The sequence below is a fragment of the Mycobacterium mantenii genome (genome assembly GCF_001667865.1).
In the GTDB taxonomy this organism is placed as follows: Bacteria; Actinomycetota; Actinomycetes; order Mycobacteriales; family Mycobacteriaceae; genus Mycobacterium; species Mycobacterium mantenii_A.
On sequence record NZ_LZJP01000036.1, the window covers coordinates 37850 to 62217 of the forward strand.

23 protein-coding genes are annotated in these 24368 nt (G+C 69.1%); 5 read left to right on the plus strand and 18 right to left on the minus strand.

The window, feature by feature from the left end; all coding sequences use genetic code 11:
• Window positions 1-39: 39 nt before the first annotated feature.
• Window positions 40-711 carry a guanylate kinase gene (gmk, locus tag A5688_RS06080; protein ID WP_431739701.1) on the minus strand — a complete coding sequence of 224 codons (672 nt, stop codon included), beginning with the start codon at window positions 709-711 and terminating at the stop codon, window positions 40-42.
• Window positions 712-799: 88 nt separating this feature from the next.
• Entirely contained in the window at window positions 800-1114 is a 315-nt protein-coding gene (gene mihF, locus A5688_RS06085; RefSeq protein ID WP_007171927.1) for an integration host factor, actinobacterial type, read from the minus strand.
• 942 nt (window positions 1115-2056) lie between these two features.
• Between mihF and A5688_RS06090 the strand changes: the two genes are divergently transcribed.
• The gene (locus tag A5688_RS06090) at window positions 2057-2479 is read left to right on the plus strand and encodes a TOBE domain-containing protein (protein ID WP_067827907.1); all 423 of its coding nucleotides are present in this window, start codon (window positions 2057-2059) and stop codon (window positions 2477-2479) included.
• Between the two features lie 4 nt (window positions 2480-2483).
• On the opposite strand, the gene pyrF is transcribed toward A5688_RS06090, so the two are convergent.
• The 8 genes from pyrF to A5688_RS06130 all read right to left on the minus strand — a co-directional run bounded on the left by pyrF (window position 2484) and on the right by A5688_RS06130 (window position 12258).
• A complete protein-coding gene (pyrF, locus tag A5688_RS06095) occupies window positions 2484-3311 on the minus strand; it encodes an orotidine-5'-phosphate decarboxylase (RefSeq protein WP_067913780.1) in 828 nt (275 codons plus the stop codon).
• Window positions 3308-6658 (minus strand): carbamoyl-phosphate synthase large subunit, encoded by a 3351-nt coding sequence (gene carB / locus A5688_RS06100; protein WP_067913777.1) that lies wholly within the window; start codon window positions 6656-6658, stop codon window positions 3308-3310. The genes pyrF and carB overlap by 4 nt, the downstream gene beginning before the upstream one ends.
• On the minus strand, window positions 6658-7791 hold the full coding sequence (gene carA, locus A5688_RS06105; protein ID WP_067913772.1) for a glutamine-hydrolyzing carbamoyl-phosphate synthase small subunit: 1134 nt from the start codon (window positions 7789-7791) through the stop codon (window positions 6658-6660). The genes carB and carA overlap by 1 nt, the downstream gene beginning before the upstream one ends.
• Window positions 7788-8297: a transporter gene (locus A5688_RS06110; protein ID WP_067827958.1), complete on the minus strand. Its 510-nt coding sequence runs from the start codon at window positions 8295-8297 to the stop codon at window positions 7788-7790. Before A5688_RS06110 ends, carA begins: the two co-directional genes overlap by 4 nt.
• Window positions 8294-9586: a dihydroorotase gene (locus tag A5688_RS06115; protein ID WP_067913769.1), complete on the minus strand. Its 1293-nt coding sequence runs from the start codon at window positions 9584-9586 to the stop codon at window positions 8294-8296. The genes A5688_RS06110 and A5688_RS06115 overlap by 4 nt, the downstream gene beginning before the upstream one ends.
• Complete coding sequence (locus A5688_RS06120; protein ID WP_067827892.1) at window positions 9583-10551, minus strand: aspartate carbamoyltransferase catalytic subunit; 969 nt, start codon at window positions 10549-10551, stop codon at window positions 9583-9585. Before A5688_RS06120 ends, A5688_RS06115 begins: the two co-directional genes overlap by 4 nt.
• The gene (gene pyrR / locus A5688_RS06125) at window positions 10548-11120 is read right to left on the minus strand and encodes a bifunctional pyr operon transcriptional regulator/uracil phosphoribosyltransferase PyrR (RefSeq protein ID WP_067913767.1); all 573 of its coding nucleotides are present in this window, start codon (window positions 11118-11120) and stop codon (window positions 10548-10550) included. The genes A5688_RS06120 and pyrR overlap by 4 nt, the downstream gene beginning before the upstream one ends.
• Window positions 11121-11829: 709 nt before the next feature.
• A complete protein-coding gene (locus A5688_RS06130) occupies window positions 11830-12258 on the minus strand; it encodes a cellulose-binding domain-containing protein (RefSeq protein ID WP_067827886.1) in 429 nt (142 codons plus the stop codon).
• Window positions 12259-12417: 159 nt separating this feature from the next.
• Here A5688_RS06130 and A5688_RS06135 point away from each other — a divergent pair, with 159 nt between their 5' ends.
• Both A5688_RS06135 and A5688_RS06140 read left to right on the plus strand, forming a co-directional pair.
• Window positions 12418-13632 carry a serine hydrolase domain-containing protein gene (locus A5688_RS06135; RefSeq protein ID WP_067827883.1) on the plus strand — a complete coding sequence of 405 codons (1215 nt, stop codon included), beginning with the start codon at window positions 12418-12420 and terminating at the stop codon, window positions 13630-13632.
• Window positions 13633-13644: 12 nt separating this feature from the next.
• Window positions 13645-14184, plus strand: coding sequence for a GNAT family N-acetyltransferase (locus A5688_RS06140; RefSeq protein WP_067913764.1), 540 nt, complete (start codon window positions 13645-13647; stop codon window positions 14182-14184).
• A 15-nt stretch (window positions 14185-14199) separates the two neighbouring features.
• On the opposite strand, the gene A5688_RS06145 is transcribed toward A5688_RS06140, so the two are convergent.
• Genes A5688_RS06145 through A5688_RS06175 form a run of 7 tightly spaced genes read right to left on the minus strand, consistent with a single transcriptional unit; the run spans window position 14200 to window position 21094 of the window.
• A complete protein-coding gene (locus A5688_RS06145; protein ID WP_207546611.1) occupies window positions 14200-16911 on the minus strand; it encodes a fumarate reductase/succinate dehydrogenase flavoprotein subunit in 2712 nt (903 codons plus the stop codon).
• On the minus strand, window positions 16908-17651 hold the full coding sequence (locus A5688_RS06150; RefSeq protein WP_067827875.1) for an ABC transporter ATP-binding protein: 744 nt from the start codon (window positions 17649-17651) through the stop codon (window positions 16908-16910). The genes A5688_RS06145 and A5688_RS06150 overlap by 4 nt, the downstream gene beginning before the upstream one ends.
• Entirely contained in the window at window positions 17648-18520 is an 873-nt protein-coding gene (locus tag A5688_RS06155; protein ID WP_067913761.1) for an ABC transporter permease, read from the minus strand. Before A5688_RS06155 ends, A5688_RS06150 begins: the two co-directional genes overlap by 4 nt.
• Entirely contained in the window at window positions 18517-19905 is a 1389-nt protein-coding gene (locus A5688_RS06160) for an ABC transporter substrate-binding protein (protein WP_067913758.1), read from the minus strand. Before A5688_RS06160 ends, A5688_RS06155 begins: the two co-directional genes overlap by 4 nt.
• Before the next feature lie 25 nt (window positions 19906-19930).
• On the minus strand, window positions 19931-20161 hold the full coding sequence (locus tag A5688_RS06165; RefSeq protein WP_067827866.1) for a 4Fe-4S dicluster domain-containing protein: 231 nt from the start codon (window positions 20159-20161) through the stop codon (window positions 19931-19933).
• Window positions 20158-20919 (minus strand): GntR family transcriptional regulator, encoded by a 762-nt coding sequence (locus A5688_RS06170; RefSeq protein ID WP_067827864.1) that lies wholly within the window; start codon window positions 20917-20919, stop codon window positions 20158-20160. The genes A5688_RS06165 and A5688_RS06170 overlap by 4 nt, the downstream gene beginning before the upstream one ends.
• Before the next feature lies 1 nt (window position 20920).
• Window positions 20921-21094 carry a hypothetical protein gene (locus A5688_RS06175; RefSeq protein ID WP_165606869.1) on the minus strand — a complete coding sequence of 58 codons (174 nt, stop codon included), beginning with the start codon at window positions 21092-21094 and terminating at the stop codon, window positions 20921-20923.
• Window positions 21095-21148: 54 nt separating this feature from the next.
• On the opposite strand from A5688_RS06175, the gene A5688_RS06180 reads away from it, so the two are divergent.
• Both A5688_RS06180 and A5688_RS06185 read left to right on the plus strand, forming a co-directional pair.
• Window positions 21149-21976, plus strand: coding sequence for a COG4705 family protein (locus A5688_RS06180; RefSeq protein ID WP_067827861.1), 828 nt, complete (start codon window positions 21149-21151; stop codon window positions 21974-21976).
• A gap of 70 nt (window positions 21977-22046) precedes the next feature.
• Window positions 22047-22715, plus strand: a complete 669-nt coding sequence (locus A5688_RS06185; protein ID WP_067827858.1) for a response regulator transcription factor — start codon at window positions 22047-22049, stop codon at window positions 22713-22715.
• Here A5688_RS06185 and A5688_RS06190 read toward each other — a convergent pair.
• Window positions 22697-24160 (minus strand): HAMP domain-containing sensor histidine kinase, encoded by a 1464-nt coding sequence (locus A5688_RS06190; RefSeq protein WP_082951036.1) that lies wholly within the window; start codon window positions 24158-24160, stop codon window positions 22697-22699. The genes A5688_RS06185 and A5688_RS06190 overlap by 19 nt on opposite strands.
• Window positions 24161-24368 lie beyond the last annotated feature (208 nt).

A 24368-nucleotide genomic window follows, 5' to 3' on the forward strand; every position in this document is an offset into this window, starting at 1 on the left:
AGCGGCTGGTCACCACTGGAAAATGCTGAAATTCGGTGTTCAATCTTGCTGGGATGTGGTCCGGTTTCTGGTCTGGCCAGACGGGTCGTGCCGGCCCGGCGCAGTTCCCACCAGCAAGGATACCAATTCGGAGCACGCCGACTCCAATTGACTGTTCACGACCACCCGGTCGAAGTCGTTTTGGGCCGCCATTTCGACGCGGGCGGTCTGAAGACGCCGCTCCACGGCCTCCGGGGTTTCGGTGCCGCGGCCGATGAGCCTGGCCTTGAGGTCCTCCCAGCTGGGTGGCGCCAGAAAGACCGCCAGGGCCTCGGGCATCGCCTTCTTGACCGCCCTGGCCCCGGCCAGGTCAACCTCGATCAGCACCGGGAGTCCGCGGGCCGTGGCGGCCCGGACCGGCTCGGCCAGGGTGCCGGATCGGTGCAGCCCCGAGTGAATTTCGGCCCACTCCAGCAGCGCGCCCTCGTCGATGAGCTGCTGGAAGCGGGCGGGGCTGACGAAGTGGTAATCGACGCCGTCGACCTCGCCGGGCCGCGGCGCCCGCGTCGTTGCCGACACGCTGAAATGCAGGTTCGGGACCCGCTCGCGCAGGCACCGGACCACGGTTGACTTGCCGACCGCGGAGGGACCGGACAGCACGACCACACGTCCGGGACCTGACGGTTCAGGACGTGTGCCGTGCTGGATGTCCGGTCCCCCGCCGGCGCTCACAGGCGCTCCTGGGCCGGTGCGCCCACGGGTCGGGTCCGCTCGCCCGCCTTCTCCTCAGGCCGTTCGGCCTGCATCGTCGGCGGTCGGGTTAGGAGCCGAACTTTTCCAGCAGGGCTTTGCGCTGACGATCGCCGAGGCCGCGCAGACGGCGGGTGGGGGCGATCTCCAACTCAGTCATGATTTCCTGCGCCTTGACCTTGCCCACCTTGGGCAACGCCTCGAGAAGCGCGGAAACCTTCATCTTGCCCAGGACTTCGTCGGTCTCGGCGTCCTTGAGCACCTGGGTGAGGTTGGTGCCGCCACGCTTCAGGCGGTCCTTGAGCTCTGCTCGCGCTCGACGTGCGGCAGCAGCCTTCTCCAACGCGGCCGCGCGCTGCTCGTCGGTCAACTGGGGAAGGGCCACGATTCCTCCGTATCTGATCAATCAATTTCAATCGATCTCATTTTGTCTCGCCGGTACTTCTGCCAGCGCAGACGACCGTACTCAGGCCTTCTGACGAAATCTAACCCGACCCCCCGCTTCAGGGGGCAAACTCCCAGCATGGACCGGAGTGTGGCCGGCCGAAGCGACGCTCCAGCCGGCGTCGACGACGGCCGCGGTCGGCGCCGGCCGGCCGCCATCACCGGCCCGGTTTCGACGCGTGACTAAGCCATCTACCTGCGTCTTTAGCATTCGATGGCCGCGAAGGGCGGTGCGGTCGGCCAGCCCGGAAAGTCGCCGCCGGGCCGCTGTCAGGCCCGGTGCGAGGGATCACGGATTTGTTGCGGCGTGTCGCGCGTGTCGCGTCGCCGGTCAAAGGCCAGGCCAACGCCGCCGTGCGGACCGACGCACCGGTCTCAGCGGGCCCCGGGGGCCTTCCGGGCCCGGAATGCCGCCGGGCCGGGGCCAAGACCGCCTCCGCCGCCGTGTCGCCGTCCACGGCGCTCAGGCGCCGCCCCAGGTCACGATCGCCCAGCAACCGACGACCCCGGCCGCCCCATCCCAGCGGATCCGGCGGCGGCGACGCCGGCCCGACCGGGGCCGGAGTCCCGGTCGGCGGCGCGGCGTCGAGCCGGCGCTGCGACCGAACCACGTTCGACGTCACCAAACTCCCCTCTCGCCAGCCCACCGCGCCGTTTCACCAACCATCAAGGGCCGCAGCGTCGTTGACCGCCGGGGGTTCGCCGCCGCGCCGGACGCGGGCAAGTGATCGCGGGCGCCCGCCTCCGCGGCATCCGGGAGAAATTGACCTTGGTTTCCGCACCCGCGGACTAATCACCGTTCTGTTTCCGTAGCTGCGGGAAGAAGGCTGCACCGGGTCTCATTTCAGCTAATCGGCACCGCGAAATCCGATACGATCGAGCGGTGTCCAACCTGCGAATTCGCCAGGCGGCTGAGCTGCTCGGCGTCAGCGACGACACCGTGCGGCGCTGGATCAACCAGGGCACATTGGCGGTCAGCCATGACGCCGCCGGCCGCAAGGTGATCGCCAGCGAGGACCTCGCCCACTTCTCCCGCACGAATGCGCCCGCGCCGCCGGCGGACCCGCTCAGCATCGGCAGCTCGGCCCGCAACCGCTTCGTCGGGCTGGTCACGTCGGTGGTCAGCGACAAGGTGATGACCCAGGTGGAGATGCAGTGCGGTCCGTTCACCGTCGTGTCGCTGATGAGCACCGAGGCCGCCGAGGAATTGCATTTGCGTCCGGGAAGCGTCGCGGTGGCCGTCGTCAAGGCCACGACCGTCATCGTCGAAACCGCGCGGCCCAGCACGGCAGTGGCGTCGGACTAGCCGTCTACAGCGCGCCGAGGTAAGCGACCGCGTCCAGCATCCGATCGGCGGCCGCGCGCAGCTCCGCCACCCCGGGTCCCGCCCGCAGCACCTCGCGGGCCACGGCGGGCAGCAGCTGCCCGGGATCCGCGCCTCCCAGCCCGGCGAGCGCCTCGGGCCGACCGCCCTGCACGCCCAGACCAGGCACCAGCACCGGTCCGCCCAGCGCACTGAGGTCGGGCGCCTCGAGCACCGTCGCGCCGACCACCACGCCGACGTAGCCGGGCCCGTACGGCGTGAAGGACTTGTTAACCACCGCCGCCTGGTCGACGACCAGCTGGGCCACCGTGCGGCCGTCGAAGGCGGCACGCTGCACGGTCGCGCCCTCGGGGTTGGAGGTGGCCGCCAGCACGAACACCCCGCGGTCGTGCGCCGCGGCGACCTCCAGCAGCGGCCGCAGCGAGCCGAAGCCGAGGTAGGGGGTAGCCGTCACGGCATCGGCCGCCAGCGGCGAGTCACCCGCCCAGGCGGCCGCATACGCCGCCATCGTCGTCCCGATGTCGCCGCGTTTGGCGTCGGCCAGCACCAGCACCCCGACCGATCGCAGGTCCGCGATGGTGCGTTCGAGCACCGCGAATCCCGCCGCGCCGTAGGCCTCGAAGAACGCCACTTGGGGTTTGACGACGGCGAATCCGGAAAACGCCTCGATGCAGATGTCGCAGAACGCAGCCAGGCCGTCGGCGGTGGTGGGCAGATCCCAGGCGCGCAGCAGCTCGGGATGTGGGTCGATGCCCACGCACAGCGGCCCGCGTTGCGCCTTCGCGTCCGCCAGCCGAACGCCGAACCCGGTCACCGCGCGCCTTTCTCCGACATCTGGCTGTGCAGTTCCTGCAGACTGCGCACGCCGATGTCGCCGCGGATGCCGGCCTCGATGCCCTGGACCGCGGCCGAGGCGCCCTGCACGGTGGTGACGCAGGGGATGTTGACCGACACTGCGGCCGAACGGATTTCGTAGCCGTCGATACGCGGCCCGGAATTGCCGTAGGGCGTGTTGATCACCATGTCGACCTCGCCGGCCTTGATCGCGTCCACCGCCGAGGTCGTGGGGCGGCCCGGCTGCGGGTCCTCGAAGTGTTTGCGCACCTCATCGCAGGGGATTCCGTTGCGGCGCAACATCTCCGCCGTCCCCTCGGTGGCGAGAACGCGGAAACCCAGATCGGCCAACCGCTTGACCGGGAAGACCAGCGAGCGCTTGTCCCGGTTGGCCACCGAGACGAAGATGGTGCCCTGGGCCGGCAGCGAACCGTAGGCGGCCGTCTGACTCTTGGCGAAGGCGCTGCCGAAGTCCCGATCGATTCCCATCACCTCGCCGGTGGATTTCATCTCCGGGCCCAGCAGCGAGTCGATGGCGGCCCCGTCGGCGCGGCGGAAGCGGTGGAAGGGCAGCACGGCCTCCTTGACCGCGATCGGGGCGTCCTGCGCCGCGTGGGCGCCGTCGCCGGACGCCGCCAGCAGCCCCTCCTCGCGAAGCTGGGAGATGTTGGCGCCCAGCATGATCCGGGCACACGCCTTGGCGAGCGGGATCGCGGTGGCCTTCGACACGAACGGCACCGTGCGGCTGGCCCGCGGGTTGGCCTCCAGGACATAGAGCACGTCGTCCTTGAGCGCGTACTGCACGTTGAGCAGCCCCACCACGCCGATGCCGTGGGCGATGGCCTCGGTCGCGCGGCGCACCTTCTCGATGTCGCTGCGGCCCAGCGTCACCGGCGGCAGCGCGCACGCCGAATCGCCGGAGTGGATGCCGGCCTCCTCGATGTGCTCCATGATGCCGCCGATGTACACCTCGGTGCCGTCGCACAGCGCGTCGACGTCGATCTCCACCGCGTCCTCCAGGAAGCGGTCGACGAGCACCGGGTGCTCGGGTGAGAGTTCGGTGGCGCGGGTGATGTAGCCCCGCAGCGTCTCCTCGTCGTAGACGATCTCCATGCCCCGCCCGCCCAGCACGTAGGACGGCCGCACCAGCACCGGGTATCCGATGTCCTCGGCGATCCGCCGGGCCTGGGCGAAAGTGGTTGCGGTGCCGTACTTCGGGGCCGGCAGGCCGGCCGCGGTGAGCACGTCGCCGAAGGCGCCGCGGTCCTCTGCCAGGTCGATGGCTTCCGGCGGAGTGCCGACGATCGGTACGCCCGCGTCGGCCAGGCGCTGCGCCAGCCCGAGCGGCGTCTGGCCGCCGAGTTGCACGATCACCCCCGCCACACCGGGGCCGTCGCCCGCCGACTGCCGCTCGGCGCGGAACACCTCGAGGACGTCTTCGAAGGTCAGCGGCTCGAAATACAGGCGGTCGGCGGTGTCGTAGTCGGTGGACACCGTCTCCGGGTTGCAGTTGACCATGATGGTCTCAAAGCCCGCCTGGCTCAACGTCGTTGCCGCGTGCACGCAGCTGTAGTCGAACTCGATGCCCTGCCCGATGCGGTTGGGTCCCGACCCCAGGATCAGCACCTTGGGCTTCTCGGTCTGCGGCGCCACCTCGGTCTCGGCGGCCGGGTCCAGCTCGTAGCTGCTGTAGTGGTACGGCGTCTTGGCCTCGAACTCGGCCGCGCAGGTGTCGACGGTCTTGTACACCGGGTGCACACCGAGGCGCTCGCGCAGCGAGCGCACCCCGTTCTCGCCGGCCAATTCGGGCCGCAGCGCGGCGATCTGGCGATCCGACAACCCGCTGTGCTTGCCGCGGCGCAACAGGTCGGCGTCGAGCACCGGGGCCGCGATCAGCTCGGCGCGCAGCTCGATCAGCTGGCCGATCTGCGCGACGAACCACGGGTCCACCCCGCTGGCCTCGGCGACCCGTTCGACCGACGCGCCCTGCCGCAGCGCCAGTTCGATGTCGTAGAGCCGGCCCTCGGTCGGCGTCCGCAGCCGGCTCAGCACCTCGTCGACGTCACCGTCGGGGTCGGGCTTGGTCCAGAAACCGGCGCGGCCGGTCTCCAGCGAGCGCATCACCTTGCCGAGCGCCTCAATGAAGTTGCGGCCCAGCGACATCGCCTCGCCGACGGATTTCATGGTGGTGGTCAGCGTGGGATCGGCGCCCGGGAACTTCTCGAACGCGAACCGCGGCGCCTTGACCACCACGTAGTCCAGGGTGGGCTCGAAGCAGGCCGGGGTCTCCTTGGTGATGTCGTTGACGATCTCGTCGAGCGTGTACCCGATGGCCAGCTTGGCGGCGATCTTGGCGATGGGAAAGCCGGTGGCCTTGGACGCCAGCGCGCTCGACCGCGACACCCGGGGGTTCATCTCGATGACGATCAGCCGGCCGTCGGCCGGGTTGATCGCGAACTGGATGTTGCAGCCGCCGGTGTCCACCCCGACCTCGCGCAGGATCGCGATGCCCAGGTCTCGCATCCGCTGGTATTCGCGGTCGGTCAGCGTCATGGCCGGCGCGACGGTGACCGAGTCACCGGTGTGGACGCCCATCGGGTCGAAGTTCTCGATCGAGCACACCACGACGACGTTGTCGTTGCCGTCGCGCATCAGCTCGAGCTCGAATTCCTTCCAGCCGTAGATCGATTCCTCGATCAGCACGTTGGCGCTCGGGCTTTCGGCCAGCCCGGCGCCGGCCATCCGGTCGACCTCCTCGACCGATCGCGCCATGCCCGAACCCAGGCCGCCCATGGTGAAGCTGGGCCGCACCACGACCGGCAGGCCGAGCTCGGCGACCGTCTCGCGGACCTCTTCCATGGTGAAACACACTCGGCTGCGGGCGGATTCGCCGCCCACCTTGGCCACGATGTCCTTGAACATCTGGCGGTCCTCGCCGCGCTGGATGGCGTCGAAGTCGGCGCCGATGAGCTCGACGCCGTGGCGCTCCAGCGCCCCGTTCTCGTACAGCGCGACCGCGGTGTTCAGCGCGGTCTGCCCGCCCAGGGTGGCCAGCAGCGCGTCGATCTTGTTGCCGCGCTCGGCCTGCTGGGCGATCACCTTCTCCACGAAGGCGGCGGTGATCGGCTCGACGTAGGTGTGGTCGGCGTACTCCGGGTCGGTCATGATGGTCGCCGGGTTGGAGTTGACCAGGCTGACCTGCAACCCCTCCGCGCGCAGCACCCGGCAGGCCTGGGTCCCGGAGTAGTCGAACTCGCAGGCCTGACCGATCACGATCGGGCCCGAGCCGATCACCAGCACGTGCTGCAAGTCGGTACGACGCGGCACTACCGCCCCCTTCCGCGGTTTGGGGCCGCCATCAAATCGATGAATTGGTCGAACAAGTACTCCGCATCGTGCGGTCCGGCCGCGGCCTCCGGGTGGTACTGGACCGAGAAGGCTTGCCCGTCGGCGAGTTTGACGCCTTCGACGACTCCGTCGTTGGCGCAGGTGTGGCTGACCACCGCCGCACCGAACGGCGTGTCGAAGGATTGGCCGGCCTCCCCCTCGAGCGCGAAGCCGTGGTTTTGGGCGGTGACGGCCACCCGGCCGGTGGCGTGGTCGATCACCGGGATGTTGATGCCGCGGTGACCGAACACCATCTTGTAGGTGGACAGTCCCAGCGCCCGGCCCAGGATCTGATTGCCGAAACAGATGCCGAACAACGGGATTCCGGCGCCCAGCACCTCGCGGGTGACCGCGACGATGTGATCGGCGGTGGCGGGGTCGCCGGGGCCGTTGGACAGGAACACCCCGTCGGGATTGATGTCGGCGATCTGCTCGTAGGTCGCCGACGATGCCAGCACGTGGGTGCGCACGCCGCGGCGGGCGAAGTTGCGCGGCGTGTTGGTCTTGATCCCCAGGTCCAGCGCGGCCACCGTAAATCGCGGTGAGCCTTCGGGTTCCACGATGTAGGTGTCCGGCGTGCTGACCTCGCCGGAAAGGTCGGCGCCCAGCATGGACTGCTGTCCCCGCACCCGCTGCAGCAGTTGGTCCGCGTCCGCGAGCGCGTCACCGGAGAACACGCCCGCCTTCATCGAGCCGCGGGTGCGCAGATGCCGCACCACCGCGCGGGTGTCGATGCCGGCGATCCCCACGATGTGCTGGCGGACCAGTTCGTCCTCCAGGGTTCCGGTGGCCCGCCAGTTGGACGGGCGCGGCGACGGATCGCGCACCGCGTAGCCGGCGACCCAGATCTTGTCGCCGCGGCTCTCGGCGTCCTCGCCGTTCCAGCCGGTGTTGCCGATCTGCGGCGCGGTGGCCACCACGATCTGCCGGTGGTAACTGGGGTCGGTCAGCGTCTCCTGGTAGCCGGACATGCCGGTGGAAAACACGGCCTCGCCCAGTGTTTGGCCGATCTTGCCGAACGGCGTGCCGGTGAAGACGCGGCCGTCCTCGAGTACCAACAATGCTTTGCTCACGCGGCTCCCTCCTGCTGGGACTCCAGCCACTCGGCGTAGTCGTCGCGGTGGTTTGCCCGGAAGCCGGTGTCGATCTCGACTCCCGATGGCAGCCGCCACCGAATTGCCAGTATCCCGACCCGGGCCGCGGCCCTGCCTCCCATACGGCGCTCCATACGGATAGCGATGATCGAGTCTTGTGGAATCCAAATCGGTTGAGCCCGTAGGCGTTCCATCATGATTCCGGCGGCATAGCGGGTCAGCGCCGCTTTGCAACGGAAACCCAGGTCGCCGGCCGCGATCCGCTCGTTCCAACCGGGCGCCATCATCGAGCCGCAATAGTGGCCGCGGGTGGTGATGATCGCTGCGCCTACCCGGTCGGGCATGCCGGGCAACTCGCCGATCAGCTCCGCCTGCCGCTGGGATTTGCGCCGCCAGCCGCGCATCATCAGTTGGATCACCACCGTGATCACCACGACCACCACGGCCGCGAAGATCAGCGATCCCACCAGCGTGCCCGAATTCATGCCGGGCACTTTCCGTCTCGGGCGGTGACCTTGCCGCGCAGCAGCGTGGCGGTCACGGTGGCGGGCAGCGTCATCGCCTCGTAGGGCGTGTTGGCCGACCGGCTGGCCAGGTCCGACCCGGCGACGGTCCAGGAGGCCATCGGGTCCACCACCGTGAGGTTGGCCGGCTCCCCCATCTCCAGCGGACGCCCGTGATCGGGCAGGCGCGCGATGCGGGCGGGGTTTTCGCTCATCACCCGTGCGACGTCCCGCCAGGTCAACAGGCCCGGGGCGACCATGGTCTGCACGACGATCGACAGCGCGGTCTGCAGGCCCAGCATGCCGGGACGCGCCGCGGAGAACTCCACGCACTTCTCGTGCTCGGCATGCGGGGCGTGATCGGTGGCCACACAGTCGATGACGCCGTCGGCCAGCGCCTGGCGCAACGCCACCGCGTCGGCCGGTTCGCGCAGCGGGGGGTTGACGCGGTTTTGCCCGTCATAACTGGCCAGCCTGCTGTCATCGAGCATCAGGTGGTGCGGCGTGACCTCGGCGGTGATCGAGATCCCTTGCTCCTTAGCCCATTTCACGATCTCGACGGTGCCCGTCGTGGAGGCGTGGCAGATGTGCACCCGAGCGCCGGCATCGCGGGCCAACAACGCGTCACGGGCGACGATCGATTCCTCGGCCGCCCGGGGCCATCCCGCCAGGCCCAGCCGCGCGGCGGTGGGCCCTTCGTGGGCGACGGCGCCGACGGTCAGCCGGGGTTCCTCGGCGTGCTGGGCGATGAGCACGCCCAGCCCGGTGGCGTATTCCAGCGCGCGGCGCATCACCAGCGGGTCGTGCACGCAGATGCCGTCGTCGGAGAACATCCGCACCTGCGCCGCCCCGGCCGCCATCATGCCCATCTCGGTGAGCTCCTTGCCGGCCAGCCCGACGGTGACGGCGCCCACCGGGTGCACGTCGACCAGGCCGACCTGCTGGCCGCGATGCCAGACATGGTCGGTGACCACAGGGCTGTCGGCGACCGGGTTGGTGTTGGCCATCGCGAACACCGCGGTGTACCCACCCAGAGCCGCTGCGGCCGAGCCGGTTTCGATGTCCTCGGCGTATTCACGCCCGGGTTCACGCAGATGGGTGTGTAGGTCCACCAGGCCGGGCAGCAGGACGTGATCGGTGGCATCGATCACGTCCGCCGTGTCGGGAAGATCGAGACCGGCGCCGATGTCGGCGATCTGGCCGTCATCGACCAGCACGTCGACGCGATCGCCCTCGCCGTACAACCGAACCCCACGCAGCAGCACGCTCACGCCGCACCCTCTTCCCCGGCGAGTTCGGTGCCGACCAGCACATGGAACAGCACCGCCATCCGCACGTGCACGCCATTGGAAACCTGTTGCAGCACAGCCGATTGCGATGAGTCAGCCACCGACGATGCGATCTCCATGCCACGCAGCATCGGCCCCGGGTGCAGCACCACTGCGTGGCCGGGCAGCAACGCCTGGCGACGATCGGAAAGCCCGTAGAGCGAGGAGTATTCGCGTACCGACGGGAAGAATCCGCCGTTCATCCGCTCGGCCTGCACCCGCAGCATCAACACCGCGTCAGCGGCGGGCAGCTCGGCATCGAAGTCGTTCGACACGGTGACCGGCCAGCCCTGGACGCCGACCGGCAGCAGCGTCGGCGGCGCGACCAGCACCACCTCGGCGCCCAGGGTGTGCAGCAGCATCACGTTGGAGCGGGCGACCCGGCTGTGCAGGATGTCGCCGACGATCACGATGCGGCGGCCTTCGATGCCGCCGAGGCGCTGGCGAATGGTGAGCGCGTCCAGCAGCGCCTGGGTCGGGTGCTCGTGGGTGCCGTCGCCGGCGTTGATCACCGACGGACCCCCCTGGGAGGCCACGTCGTTCGCGCCGGTCCACTCGGCGAGCAGGTGCGCCGCGCCGGAGGCCGGGTGCCGGATGATCAGCGCGTCGGCGCCGGCGGCGCGCAGCGTGAACGCAGTGTCGCGCAGCGACTCCCCCTTACCGACCGACGATCCGGAGGCGCTGACGTTGATCACGTCGGCGCTCATCCACTTGCCGGCTACCTCGAAGGACACCCGGGTGCGGGTCGAGTTCTCGTAGAACATCGTGACGATGGTGCGGCCGCGCAGCGTCGGCAGCTTCTTGATCTCGCGGCCCACCAGCGCCTGCGCGAACCGGTCGGCGTCGTCGAGGATGGCGGTGGCGTCGTCGCGGCTCAGGTCGCCGGCGGCCAGCAGGTGGCGCGTCATCGGGAGATCACCACCCCGTCGTCACCGTCGGTCTCGCGTAGCAGCACGTGCACGCTCTCGCCGCGTGAGGTGGGGACGTTCTTGCCGACGTAGTCGGCGCGCAGCGGCAGTTCGCGGTGGCCGCGGTCGACCAGCACCGCCAGCTGCACCGCCCGCGGCCGGCCCACGTCGCGCAGCGCGTCCAGAGCGGAACGCACCGAGCGACCGGAGTACAAGACGTCGTCGACCAGGATCACCAGAGCGTCGTCGACGCCGCCGGCCGGAATCGAGGTGGCCTCCAGCGGCCGCGGCGGTTTCTGCATCAGGTCGTCGCGGTAGAGCGTGATGTCCAGGCCGCCGTGGCCGACCTCGACCCCGCTGTATTCGCCGATGTTGGCGGCCAGCCGCTCGGCCAGGATCACACCGCGGGTCGGGATGCCCAGCAGCACCACCCGTGGCGCGTCCGGACCGTCCAGCGCGGTCTTTTCGATGATCTGATGCGCAATGCGGGAAATGGTGCGGCCCACATCGGCCGCCGACATCAACTCCCGGGAATCGCTGCCTAAGCCGGTGTCGCCCGCAGCACCCATACGAAACTTGACCTCCTTCTCCGCCTCGCCGGACGGATCGTTAAAGGATGTCGACTGCGAGGCAGCGTAGCACTTATTTCGAGTGCGACGCCGCGAGGCACGAATGGTGCCCGTCGCCACCACCGGCGCTAGTCACACCCGCCCCATCAGTCTCTGGGAGGGAGGCATGCGGCGTGAGCCCGCCTCACAGCGACAAGCCGCGTTCCGCGGTGGCGCGCTGCTTGAGCGCACTCAAGCAGCTGGCGCTCAAGCGCCTATTGCGGCGGCGGCGGGGGACTCGGCGGGCGGTTCGCCGGCGGAGACTGGCGGGGCCGGATCGGCCCACAATTCAGGCCGATCTTGCAGTCCCAGTTGCCCGATTGAGGTGCGACCGTGTCGCAGCAAGCGTCGTCGGGCGACGAAGGCGTCGGGGCCACCGTCGGCGAGGGGCCCGGGTCCGGGTCCGCAACGCTGCGCGGCACCCCAATACCGTCGCCATCATCGATTCCGCTGAGCGCCAGGGCAAATACGGCGGCACAACCGCACGCTGCGGCTATTGTCCTGGCCTTTTGAATGGCCATGACACAAGAGTCACATTTCTGCGCGCTGAATGTACAGGGCTGCGACGGGGCAATATGCCGCGGTTGGCGCATCGGAGGCCTGAAATTATCGAAGAAATATGTTCGAATCCCGGCGGAAAGCGGCGCTGCCGGCACCCCGGCGGCCGCCTCTAGCTGCAGGGATATTGCCCGTTGAGCACACAATTCACCGGTGGCGAGTAGGCACCCGTCAGCATGCCTCTAAAACCACCCGTGGCTGAACCACCGGGCGCGATGACGCGATTCCAATTCGCGGGGGTGAGAACAAAATGCGTGCCGGATTGGGTAACGGTGCTATTCCACGTGTGCAAGACGGATTGTCCGGCGGGCATGTCGAATTCGAGCTTCCAATCGGCCAGCGGCGCCACGCTCGCGTTGGTGACGGCGAACCGGGCGATGAAACCGGTCTGCCACGTATGTTCCACCGACAACGTCGCCGTCACCGCGGCCGCATGGGCCACCGGGCTGATGGCGAGTCCGAGGATGGCAACCAGCAGTGCCGACACGGTCACGTGAAGCGCTGTCCGCCAGCGCTTCACGTAATTGTTCAGTTCGGCCATAGCTGGCGACACTAAAGCCGAACGGGCGACATCGGCCGTCGCATCGCGGGGGGCTGCCGTACCTTTGCGCAACCGAGACCGTCATGAAATCTTGCCCGCGATCCGCCGATACGTCGGCGGGCTGACCGGGCGCCGCCACCGGCCCGCTAACCTGACCAGGTGAATCGCTCGACCCTTGATGGCAATGCCGCCTCCGTCCGCGAAGTCTGCGACGCCGGCCTACTCGCCGGCGCGGTGACGGTGGTCTGGCAGCGCGGAGAACTGCTGCAGGTCAACGAAATCGGCTACCGCGACGTGGACGCCGGTCTGCCGATGCAGCGCGACACGCTGTTTCGCATCGCGTCGATGACCAAGCCGGTGACGGTGGCCACGGTGATGAGCCTGGTCGACGAGGGCAAGCTGACGCTGAAGGATCCGGTCACGCGGTGGGCGCCGGAGCTGGCCGAGGTGCGGGTGCTGGACGATCCGCACGGCCCGCTGGACCGCACACACCCGGTGAACCGCACCCTCCTGATCGAGGATCTGCTCACCCACACCAGCGGCCTGGCGTACGGGTTCTCGGTGTCCGGGCCGATCTCCAAGGCCTACATGCGGCTGCCGTTCAATCACGGACCGGACGCCTGGCTGGCCGAGCTGGCCAAGCTGCCGCTGGTGCACCAGCCCGGTGACCGCGTCACCTACAGCCACTCCATCGACCTGCTGGGCGTCATCGCTTCCCGCGTCGAGGGCAAGCCCTTCCACCAGGTGCTCGACGAACGGATTCTGGGCCCTGCCGGCATGACCGACACGGGGTTCTTCGTCTCGCCCGAGGCGCGGCGCCGCGCGGCGACCATGTACTCGCTCGACGAGCACAGTCGCCTGCGGCACGGCGTGATGGGCCCGCCGCACATCACCCCGCCCTCGTTCTGCAATGCCGGCGGCGGATTGTGGTCGAGCGCCGACGATTACCTGCGGTTCGTCCGGATGCTGCTGGGCGACGGAACGGTCGACGGCGTGCGGGTGCTCTCGGAGGAGTCCGTCCGGCTGATGCGGACCGACCGGCTCACTGACGAACAGAAGCGGCACAACTTTTTGGGCGCGCCCTACTGGGTCGGCCGCGGATTCGGGCTGAACCTGTCGCTGGTGACCGACCCGGCCAAGAGCGCACCGCTTTTCGGGCCGGGCGGTCCCGGCACGTTCAGCTGGCCCGGCGCGTACGGGACCTGGTGGCAGGCCGACCCCGGCGCGGATCTGATCCTGCTCTACCTGATTCAGAATCTGCCGGACCTGACCGTGGATGCGGCCACGGCCGTCGCCGGCAACACGTCGCTGGCCAAACTGCGCACGGCGCAACCGAGATTCGTCCGCAACACCTATCGCGCCCTCGGCCTCTAAAGTCACACTGCGATGGCCGAATACCCACCCGACCGCATCAGCGGGCCGCGGCTGACGCTGCGCCCGCCCGTGCTCGACGACGCGGGAGCCCTGTTCCAGCGGGTCGCCCGCGACCCGCAGGTCACCAAGTATCTGCTGTGGGCGCCGCACCCCGACGTGGCCGCGACGCGGCGGGTGATCACCGAAAAACTCAACGCCAGCGCGGACGAGAAAACCTGGGTCATCGAGTCGCGGCACCGCGGCAAGGTGATCGGGCTGGCCAGTTGCCGGCGCAGCGCGCCGCACTCGGTCGAGGTCGGCTACTGCCTGGGCCGACGCTGGTGGGGCAAGGGTTTCATGTCCGAGGTGCTCGGCATGTTGCTCACCGCGCTCGACGCCGACCGCGAGGTGTACCGCGTCTGGGCCACCTGCAGTGTGGACAACGAGCGCTCGGCGCGACTGCTCGAGCACGCCGGGTTCTTCTTGGAGGGGCGGCTGGCCCGGCATGCGGTCTACCCCACCATGGGGCCCGAGCCCCAGGACAGCCTGCTCTACGCCAAGATTCTGCGCTGACCGGCCTTTCGCTGACTAGCCGTCGTGTTCGAGCGCCCGGCGCGCGTAGGCCCGCACGTCGGCGTCGCCGTCCTTGAGCGCGAGCCCCAGGGCGTCCCGGGCGGCGGGCTCACCGGCCCACCGGGTCAGGCTGAGCACGGCCGCCTTGCGCACGTCCAGGTGGGCATCGCCCAGCGCCTCGGACAGGTTCGGAACCGCGAAGTCCACCGGCGCCCCGGCCAGCGCCCGCGCCGCGCCTTCCCGCACCTGCCAGGCCGGCGCCCGCAGCGCCTGCTTGATGGCAGCGTAATCGTCTCGGCCACAACTCAATTGGGCCAACGCGGCCAGTGCGGCCGCGCGGACCAACGGGTCGGGGTCGGCGACCAGCCGCCGCACGGCCGAGCTAGCCGGGGCCGCTGCCGCCCTTAGCGTCGCCAGCCCGGCCGCCGCCGCGATGCGTACCTCGCGGTTCTCGTCACCGGCGGCGGTGACGACACCTTGCACATCGTCGACGGACACCAGCGCGCGGACGGCCTCGATGCGCACCCGATGATCGGCGTCGCCCAGGGCGCGACGGTACTGCGCTCCATCACCGGCCCGGCGCGCGGAGAGCACGTACAGCGAGGCCGCGCGCACCACCCGATCGACCGAATCAATGTGCGCGAGAACACTTTCCGGGTTGGGCAGCACCTCGACCAGCTCGCGAATGCCGTCGGCGCAGGTGCGCCGAACCGCGGCGTCGTCGTCGTTCAGCGCGGCCACCAGGGCCGGCGCATACCCGTCGGGAATGTGCTCGGTCAGCGTCGACACCGCGGTGCGGCGCACCCCGGCATCCGTGTCGGCAAGGTAGGGGTCGAGGTCGGCCATCGTCGGCTCCTCGAGCGCCAGCACCTCGGCGATGCGCGGCGACGGCGGCTCGACTGTCGTTGTGGCCGAATTGATTCGGGACACCGCGGTGGCGGGCGCCTGTCCGCCGACCAGCGGTGGCTGCTCCACCGGGTACACCGTCTGGTCGGTGGGCGGCAGGCCGTCGAGCTCGGGGACCGGCACGAAGTACGGCGCCACCGGCCGCTTGAGGAACACCATTCCTATTTCGGCGTCGCCTTGGGTCGCTTTGCGCAGGTTGAGGTGGTAGCCCCACTGGCTGTCGTCGCGGCCGGGCAGGTCGGCGCGATCGTGATACAGGCCCCAGCGCGATTCGGTGCGGGTGTGTGACGAGCGGGCGGCCATCTCGGCGCAGTCCCTGATGAACGAGACCTCCACCGCGCGCATCAGCTCATGCGGATTGCGGGCGCCCATCTCGGCGATCTCGGCGCTCATCCGCTCGAAGGTGCGGATGGCCAGGGACAGCTTGGCCCCGGTCTTGGGGGGCGCGACGTAGTCGTTGACGAAGCGGCGCAGCTTGTATTCGACCTGCGGTTGGGGCGGGCCGTCCGGATGCCGCAGCGGCCGGTAGATCAGCTCGTGCGCCTCGCGCACCTGCTCGTCCGGAAGCTGTTGCGGCGCAGGGACGTCAGCCAGCGTCGAGGCCGCATGGGTGCCGGCCAGATCGCCGAACACGAACGCCCCGATCATGTAGTTGTGCGGGACGCAGGCCATGTCCCCCGCGGCGTACAGCCCGGGCACGGTGGTGCGGGCGTGCTCGTCGACCCAGACACCCGACGCGGAATGTCCACTGCACAAGCCGATTTCGGAGATGTGCATCTCGATGTCGTGGGTGCGGTAGTCGTGGCCGCGGTTGGCGTGGAAGGTGCCCCGAGTCGGTCGCTCGGTGGTGTGCAGGATGTTCTCCAGCGCGGTCAGCGTCTCGTCCGGCAGGTGGGACACCTTGAGGTAGATGGGGCCGCGCGCGGAGTCGATCTCCGTCTTGACCTCGGCCATCATCTGTCCCGACCAGTAGTCGGAGTCGACGAACCGCTCGCCGTGCGCGTTGACCTGATAGCCGCCGAACGGATTGGCCACGTAGGCGCATGCCGGGCCGTTGTAGTCCTTGATCAGCGGATTGACCTGGAAACATTCGATTCCGGACAGCTCCGCACCCGCGTGGTAGGCCATCGAGTAGCCGTCGCCGGCGTTGGTGGGGTTCTCGTAGGTGCCGTACAGGTAGCCCGACGCGGGCAGGCCGAGCCGGCCGCACGCGCCGGTGGCCAGGATGACCGCCTTGGCGCCGACCGTGACGAATTCCCCGGTGCGGGTGTTCAGCGCCGCCGCGCCCACGGCGCGGCCTTCCCGGGTCAGCACCCGGACCGGCATCAGCCGGTTCTCGATCCGGATCTTCTCGCGCATCGACCGCTGCCGCAGCACGCGATACAGGGCCTTCTTGACGTCCTTGCCCTCGGGCATCGGCAGCACGTAGGAGCCCGAGCGGTGCACCCGGCGCACGGCGTATTCGCCGCGGGAGTTCTTCTCGAACTTCACGCCGTAGCGCTCCAGCCGCTGCACCATCGCGAAACCGCGGGTGGCGGTCTGATACACGGTGCGCTGGTTGACGATTCCGTCGTTGGCGCGGGTGATCTCGGCGACGTAGTCCTCGGGTTCGGCCTTGCCGGGGATCACCGCGTTGTTGACCCCGTCCATGCCCATCGCCAGGGCTCCGGAGTGGCGCACGTGGGCCTTCTCCAGCAGCAGCACCTGCGCGCCGTTCTCGGCCGCTGACAGCGCCGCCATGGTGCCAGCGGTGCCGCCGCCGATGACCAGCACGTCACAGTCCAGGCGAACCGGTGCCACGGGGTCCGGAATCTGCATCATGCCGCCACCGCCGAATGGTTCAGCGCAGCAATGACTTCAGCGCGCAGCGCGGCGCGCTGCCGATCGACGCGCGGCTCCGGCACGTCGATCAGGGCGCGCAGCGGCTGACCGGCCCTGCCCAGCACGGCGATGCGATCACCCAGCAGCAGCGCCTCGTCGACGTCGTGCGTGACGAAGACGATCGTCGTCGGATGGACACGCCAGGTGTCGATCAGCAGCCGCTGCATGGCCGCACGGGTCTGGGTGTCCAGCGCGCCGAACGGCTCGTCCATCATCACCGCGCGCGGCGCGCCGGCCAGGCCGCGGGCCAGCTGCACGCGCTGGCGCATGCCGCCGGACAGGCTCTTGGGCAGGTAGTCGCCGAAGCCGGTCAAGCCGAGCTCCGCGATCCAGCGGTCCGCCTCGGCGCGCCGGCCGGCCCGCGGGACACCGCGCAGCCGCAGCGCCAACTCGATGTTGGACCGCACGGTGCGCCACGGCAGCAACGCGTTGTCCTGGAACACCATGCCGCGGTCGCCCGAGGTGGTCGTCACCCCGTCACCGTCGGCCACGATCCGGCCCTCGTCGGGCCGCAGCAGTCCGGCCAGGGCCCGCAGCACCGTCGACTTGCCGCAGCCCGAGGGGCCGGTGAGCACCAGGATCTCCCCGGGGCGCACCGTCAGGCTCAGCCCGTCGATCACCGGTTCTCCGGTGTAGGACAGGCGAACCCGATCCAGTTCCAGACTCACTCCGACGGTCATCTCTGCTCCTCCTCCGCGCGCGGCAGCCACCCGGTCACCCGACGGCCCACGACTTCGACGGCCGCCGCGGTCACGAAGCCCAGCACGCCGATGGTGATGATGCCGACGAACACCTGGGGGTAGGCCAGCACGGTGTAGTCCTGCCAGGTGCGATAGCCGATCCCGAGTCGGCCCGAGATCATCTCCGCGGAGATCACGCAGATCCACGCCACGCCCATGCCGACCGAAAGCCCGCCGAAGACCCCCGGCAGGATGCCCGGAAACACCACCTGCTTCAGCACATCCCACCGGCCGCCGCCCAGGGTACGCACCGAGTCCTCCCACAGCGTGGGCAGCGCCCGCACCGCGTGCCGGGTGCTGACCAGGATCGGGAAGTACGCCGCGAGGAAGGTGATGAACACGATGCCGGCCTCGTCCGTCGGGAACAGCAGGATCGCCACCGGCACCATCGCGATGGCCGGAACGGGTCGGACCAACTCCGCCAGTGGGCCGAAGGTGTTGGCGAACACGCGCGAACGCCCCAGCAGCACACCGGTCGCGACGCCGACCACGGCGGCCAATCCGAAGCCGGTGAGAATGCGGATCAGCGACTGCGCCAAATCAAGCCAGTACTCCCCGGTGCCGAGCCGGCGCCCCAGCGCGTGCACGATCTCGGTGACGGTGGGCAGCGTGTCGAAGCGCAGCAGCAGCCGGACCTTGTCGGCGGTGAGCAGCTGCCAGAGCCCGATCGCGGCGGCAATCGAGGCGAGCCGCAGCAGCCGCCACTGCCACGGCGAGCCGGCACGCCGCGGGGTGCCTGGCGCCGGGGCCGCGTCGACGACGTGCGTAGACACCCGGGCTGCCGGGTCGCCGGTGAGATAAGCGGTCATACCGAGCCTCCAAGGGCCTGTTGGTAATTCATGATGGTGCCGCCGGGGTGCGCGGCGAGATAGCGGTGCGCGCCGGCTGGTGTTCCGAACGGCAGGTAGTTCTGGCCGTCGCGCACCCAGACCGCGCGGTCCGCGAACCACCGGGTGCCCAGCTCGGCGTCGGGAACATAGGCGGCACGGACTTTGGTGCCCCGCGACGCCGCGTCGCGCACCGCCCGGAGCAGACTGGCCGGATTGGCGACGGTTTGAGTGGAATCGGCGCCGTCCAGCGACAGTTCACTGGCGAGGGCGGGATCCCCGCGCAGCGCCGACGGGTTGGCGGTGGCGGCCCGGGTCGCGTCGTAGTTCAGCCCGCGCGCACCGAACACGGTGCGCAACGGCCCGTCCTGGACGAAGCCCGACACGTCGAGGTCGGCGAAGTCACCGATCGACTTCAGATACGGCACATCGTTTTTCAACGCCTCGACCAGTGACGGTTTGAGCGTGGTGTCGAACGACGTCCCGCCCGGACCGTTGTACAGGTACACGACCTCCTGGGGCAGTCCGCTGCCCTGGGCGACGATGCGGGCGGCTTCCAGCGGCTTGCCGTTGAGGAAATCGGTTGCGTCCAGTTGCGCCTGCAGGAAGGCGCCCAGCACCTCCGGATGCGCCGATGCATACGAGCGCCGCACCACCACGCCGTGCAGGGTGGGCAGGTTCAGCTCGGCCCCGTCGTACAGCAGTTTGGCCTTGTTCTGGTAGACCAGCAGCGCCGGCCAGGCGACGAATTGCGAAAGGCCCTGCACCTGACCGGATTCCAGGGCCGAGGCGCCGATCTGCGGTTGCTGGTTGAGGACTTCCACGCCGTTGATCCCTGCCCTGTCCAGCGCCCGCATCAGGGTGCCGTGACCGGCCGACCCCACACTCGCCGAGACCTTGGAGCCGGCCAGGTCGTTCAATGTGGTCGCCGACGAGCCGGGCGCCACCACCACCATGTTCAGCGCGCCCTTGGGGTTGTAACCGGTGATGGAGACGATCTCGGTTTTCGCCAGCGGGTTGGCCTGCGTCTTGGAGCCGTTGATCAGCATGGGGTAATCCCCCATCGAGCCGATGTCGATCTTCTCGGCGAGCATCTGCGCGGTGATCGGCGCACCGGTGTCGTAATCCTGCCACCGCACCGCGTATTTGGTGCCGGTGCGGGTGGTGATGTCGGCCAGGCGGCGCTCCAGGTAGCCCTGCGCGCGCAGCAGCGTGCCCGCGGTGACGGTGTTGATGGTCTTGGACTGATATCCGACCACCACGCTGACCACACCGGATGACTGGGACAGGGATTCCAGCGAGCATCCGGCGGTGAGCGCGGCGATGGCGATCACCGCCGACGCCGGCCGAACGGCGCGTCGTTTCATCGAAGATCCTGGGGTTGAGAGCTTTTCAGCGAAGAAGGTAGGGCATGTTGACCGTGACGGCGCCGGTCGGACAGCGCGCCGCGCAGGGGCCGCAGTACCAGCACTCGTCGACGTGCATGAAGGCCTTGCCGGTGTCGGGGTCGATGGCCAGCGCATCGAGCGGGCAGACCTCCACGCACAGCGTGCAGCCGTCGATACACAGCGACTCGTCGATCGTGACCGGCACGTCGGCGCGGTTGTTGTGGATCAGCGTCATGGGTCGCTCCTCATCGGCTCGGTTCTAAAAAGGTTGCCGCGCATGGTGATTCGATCTCCCCGCATTCGGATGTACTCCAGGTCGACGGGTGTGCCGTCGGCGAGGCTGGTAAGCCGCTCCAGCATCAGCAGCGGTGCGCCGTCGGGCACCTGCAGCGTGGCCGCCGAGTGCGCGTCGGCCGGAATGGCCTCGAGCGCCAGCGCCGCCGAGCCCAGTCGCTGCCCGCTCACCTGCTCGATGAGCGCGAACAGGTCGTTGGTCTCCAGCGGATGGTTCAGCACCTGGCGGCCGATGTCCGGGGCGAGGTAGGTGAGGTCCAGGCTGAGCGGCAGGTCACCGAGGTAGCGCAACCGCTCGACAAACACCGCCTGCTCGCCCGGTTGCAGCCGCAACCGGCGGGCCACCGACGGCGGCGCGGTGACCGGCATCGCGGCGCGCACCTCGTTGCGGACCTCACCGAGATCCTTGAACGTCTCCTTCAAACCCAGCAGCGCGTCGAGCCCATGGTCGTACTTGCGCTGCGCGACGTGCGTGCCGACCTTGGGTCCGCGGTCGATCAGCCCCTCGTGCTTGAGGACGGCCAGTGCCTCCCGAATGGTGTTGCGCGATACCGAGAATTCGGCGGCCAGCGCCAGTTCGGCGGGCAGGCCGTCGGGGTAGGCGTCGGCGTGGACCTGCTGGCGCAACACGTCGGCGACCCGGCGGGCACGATCGGCCCTGGGTCCCCCGATGGGTACTGGTTGCGCCACGGGAGTCACGCTAACCCAGCTCAGGAGCGGTTTTCGGGTCGAGCAGGCCGGTCGGCGACGGCGCCCGGGCGTATTGCGCCGGGCCGCCGGCGAACCCGACCAGCCAAAACCGCCACCCGCCACGCCATTGCGCCACCTGCGAGAACCCGTCGGCTTTGTGATCCCGGTGAGCGGAACCCGCCACGCCGTGCGACCCCACGATTCCGGTGTGGACTCCCGACGGCGGAAGATGGCTTGCATGACTGACGTTTCGAAACACGCGTTGACCAAGGTGCCCGCGGTCACCCTGGGCTTCTGGGTCATCAAAGTCTTGGCGACGACGTTGGGCGAAACGGGCGGCGACACCGTCACGATGACCCTGAATTGGGGTTATGCCGCCGGGGTCGCGATCTTCGGCGTCGCGCTGGTGGTGCTGGTCGCGGCTCAGATCCTCGCCAAGCGATTCCACGCGGTCCTCTACTGGTTGACGATCGTGGCCTCGACGACGTTCGGCACCGTGCTGGCCGATTTCGCGGACCGGTCGCTGGGCATCGGCTACACCGGCGGATCGCTGCTGCTTTTGGCGTGTCTAGTGGTGACCCTGGGTCTGTGGCGATGGTCGCAGGGCACCGTATCGGTCAGCACGGTCTCGACGCCTAAGGTGGAGGCCTTCTACTGGGCGACCATCACGTTCTCGCAGACGCTGGGCACCGCGCTCGGCGACTGGCTGGCCGACACGCGCGATTTCGGCTACGAACGCGGTGCGCTGGTTTTCGCTGCCGGCCTGGCAGTGGTCGCGGCCCTGTACTTCTGGACCTCCATCTCCCGGGTCACCCTGTTCTGGGTGGCGTTCATCCTCACCCGGCCGCTGGGGGCGACCCTGGGTGACTTCATCGACAAGCCCGTCGCCGACGGCGGCCTGGCGTGGAGCCGCCCGCTCGCCACGGCGGTGCTGGCGGCGCTGATCGCGGTGCTGCTCGTCGTCATACCGCAACGTCCCGGCCGCCACCCCGGCCAGCCCAAAGACGATGCGACGGAAGCCGGCCCGCGCCTTGACGTCGAGCAACCAGACCAGGACGCGCACTGACCGTGCGATCCGGATCGAGGCCCGCTGGCCCGACTGAGGGTGCGTCTCGCGCTCGACGTAGCGTTGAAACATGCGAGTCCTGCTCGTTGAGGATGAACCACGACTGTCCGCGACCGTGGCTCGAGGGCTCAAGGCGGAGGGATTCGTCGTGGTGGCCGTCGGCAACGGCGCCGACGGCCTGCGGGAGGCCACCGAAAACGGTTTCGACGTAATCATTCTCGACATCATGCTGCCCAGCCTCAGCGGTTATGAGGTGCTGCGCCGAATGCGCTCACACAACGTGTGGACACCGGTGCTCATGCTGACCGCCAAGGACGGCGAGTACGACGAAACCGATGCCTTCGATCTGGGTGCGGATGACTACCTGACGAAACCATTCTCATTCCGGGTGCTGGTGGCGCGGCTGCGGGCGTTGGTTCGTCGCGGCGCACCAGCGCGGCCGGTGGTGCTGGAAGCGGGGTCGCTGGCGCTGGATCCCGCCCGGCACACGGTCAAACGGGGCTCGACCCCGATCGCACTGACGCCACGTGAGTACGGGGTGCTCGAGTTCCTGATGCGCAACAAGGACGTGGTGGTGACCAAGGCGGAGATATTGCAGAACGTGTGGGATGCGCACCATCACGGCCCGGACAACGTGGTCGAGGTCTATGTGGGATACCTGCGTCGCAAGATCGATGTGCCCTTCGGTACCAACACCATCGAGACGATTCGGGGCGTCGGTTACCGCTTGCTGGGCTGAGACGCGTTGGGGGGCAACGTCACAGTCACCTTGGTTCCGCCGCAGGGCGGGTCGTCGATGCTGACCGTGCCGCCGTGTGCGGCGACGATCTCGGCGACGATCGCCAGACCCAGGCCGGCCCCTCCCCCGCTACGCGCCCGGTCGGAATCCAGGCGCACGAAACGTTCGAACACCCGGCTCCGGTCGGCCGGGGCTATCCCGGGGCCGTCATCGCTGACGACAAGAACCGCAACGGCGTCCCGGCCGCCCACCTCGATGGCGACACACGAAACCGCATGGCGGACAGCGTTTTCGACCAGGTTGCGGATCATGCGCGACATGGCCACCGGGTCGCCGTCCAGCCGCACCGGGCGGATATCGGTGTGGATCACGACTTGCGCTTCGCGGCGGGCACGGTCGGCTTCGATCCGCGCGAGGTCGTCGAGGGCAACCCGCTCTCTGCGCCGCAGCAGGGTCTGCTCGTCGGCGCGGGCCAGCAGCAGCAGATCCTCGACCAGGGTGTGCATGCGCTGCGCCTCGGGCAGCAAGGTGTTGACCGCCAGCTCGGCATCGAGCAGGTCGGGGTGGGCCTCGGCCACCTCCAGCGCGGAGATGATGGTGGTCAGCGGGCTGCGCAATTCGTGAGACGCGTCGCCCACGAAGCGTTGCTGCGCACGGTGACCCGCTTCCAGACGCGACAGCATCTCGTTCATGGTGACGGCCAGGGCCGCGATCTCGTCGTGGCCGTCCGGCACCGGCACCCGCTCGGCCAGGTCGGACGTCGAGATGTCGGCCACCCGGGAGCGAATCGCGTCCACCGACTGCAGCGAGCGGCGAACCAGCCAGTAGGTCGCCCCCGCCGCCACCGCGACGATGACCGGCGCGCTGCAGGCCAACAGGATCGCCAGCGTCCGCGCGGTCGCCTCGACCGCCTCGCTGCCGCCGCCCACCAGCACCGTGTACACCCCGGATCGGGTCGCGACCTTCTGCCCGCTGACCCGCATGTCGTCGCCGGCCACCGCGTCGTCGGGCAGGCCGCGACGCAGCTCGAAGTCGAACGCGCTCGTCGGCACCAACGGCGTTATCGGGGCGGCACCGGACCGCTTGACCACGTGGCCGTCGGGACCGATGACTTGGGTTGCGACCACCCGCTGGTCGGTGCTCAACAAGGCGTTGTCGAGCTCGGCGGGCGAGTCGGATTGCAGCGCCTTGGAAATATCGCGGACCCGTTCCGCGGCGGCATAATCGACGCCCGTCAACAACGAGCGATACAGGATCGCGTCCAGGCCGGCGCCGGCCACGCTGAGCGCGCACAGCACGACGAGCGCCGACACCGCCGCCGAACGGGCCGAAATGCCCAGGTGCGCGAGGTCCCACCGACGCACTCGCCCGCCTCGCCGAAACGGCCCTACACCCGATACCCGCACGCCCTCGATTCTGCAGGGCCGCGACCCGACTGGAAACATCGAGCTCAGCGCGTTCTCAGCGGCCTCTCAGCGGCATCGTCCTAGGCTGGTGCCGGTATGTCTGGTACTGCACGCCTTGCGCGTCGTAACGATCGTGCGATCCCCCGGATAATGGTCAGCGCGGCAATCGCATTCGGCTTCGGTCTGCTGGCAGCGGCGCCAGCCCCCGCAGACCCGAACCCGTTCAACACCCTGAGTTCGAGCTGCA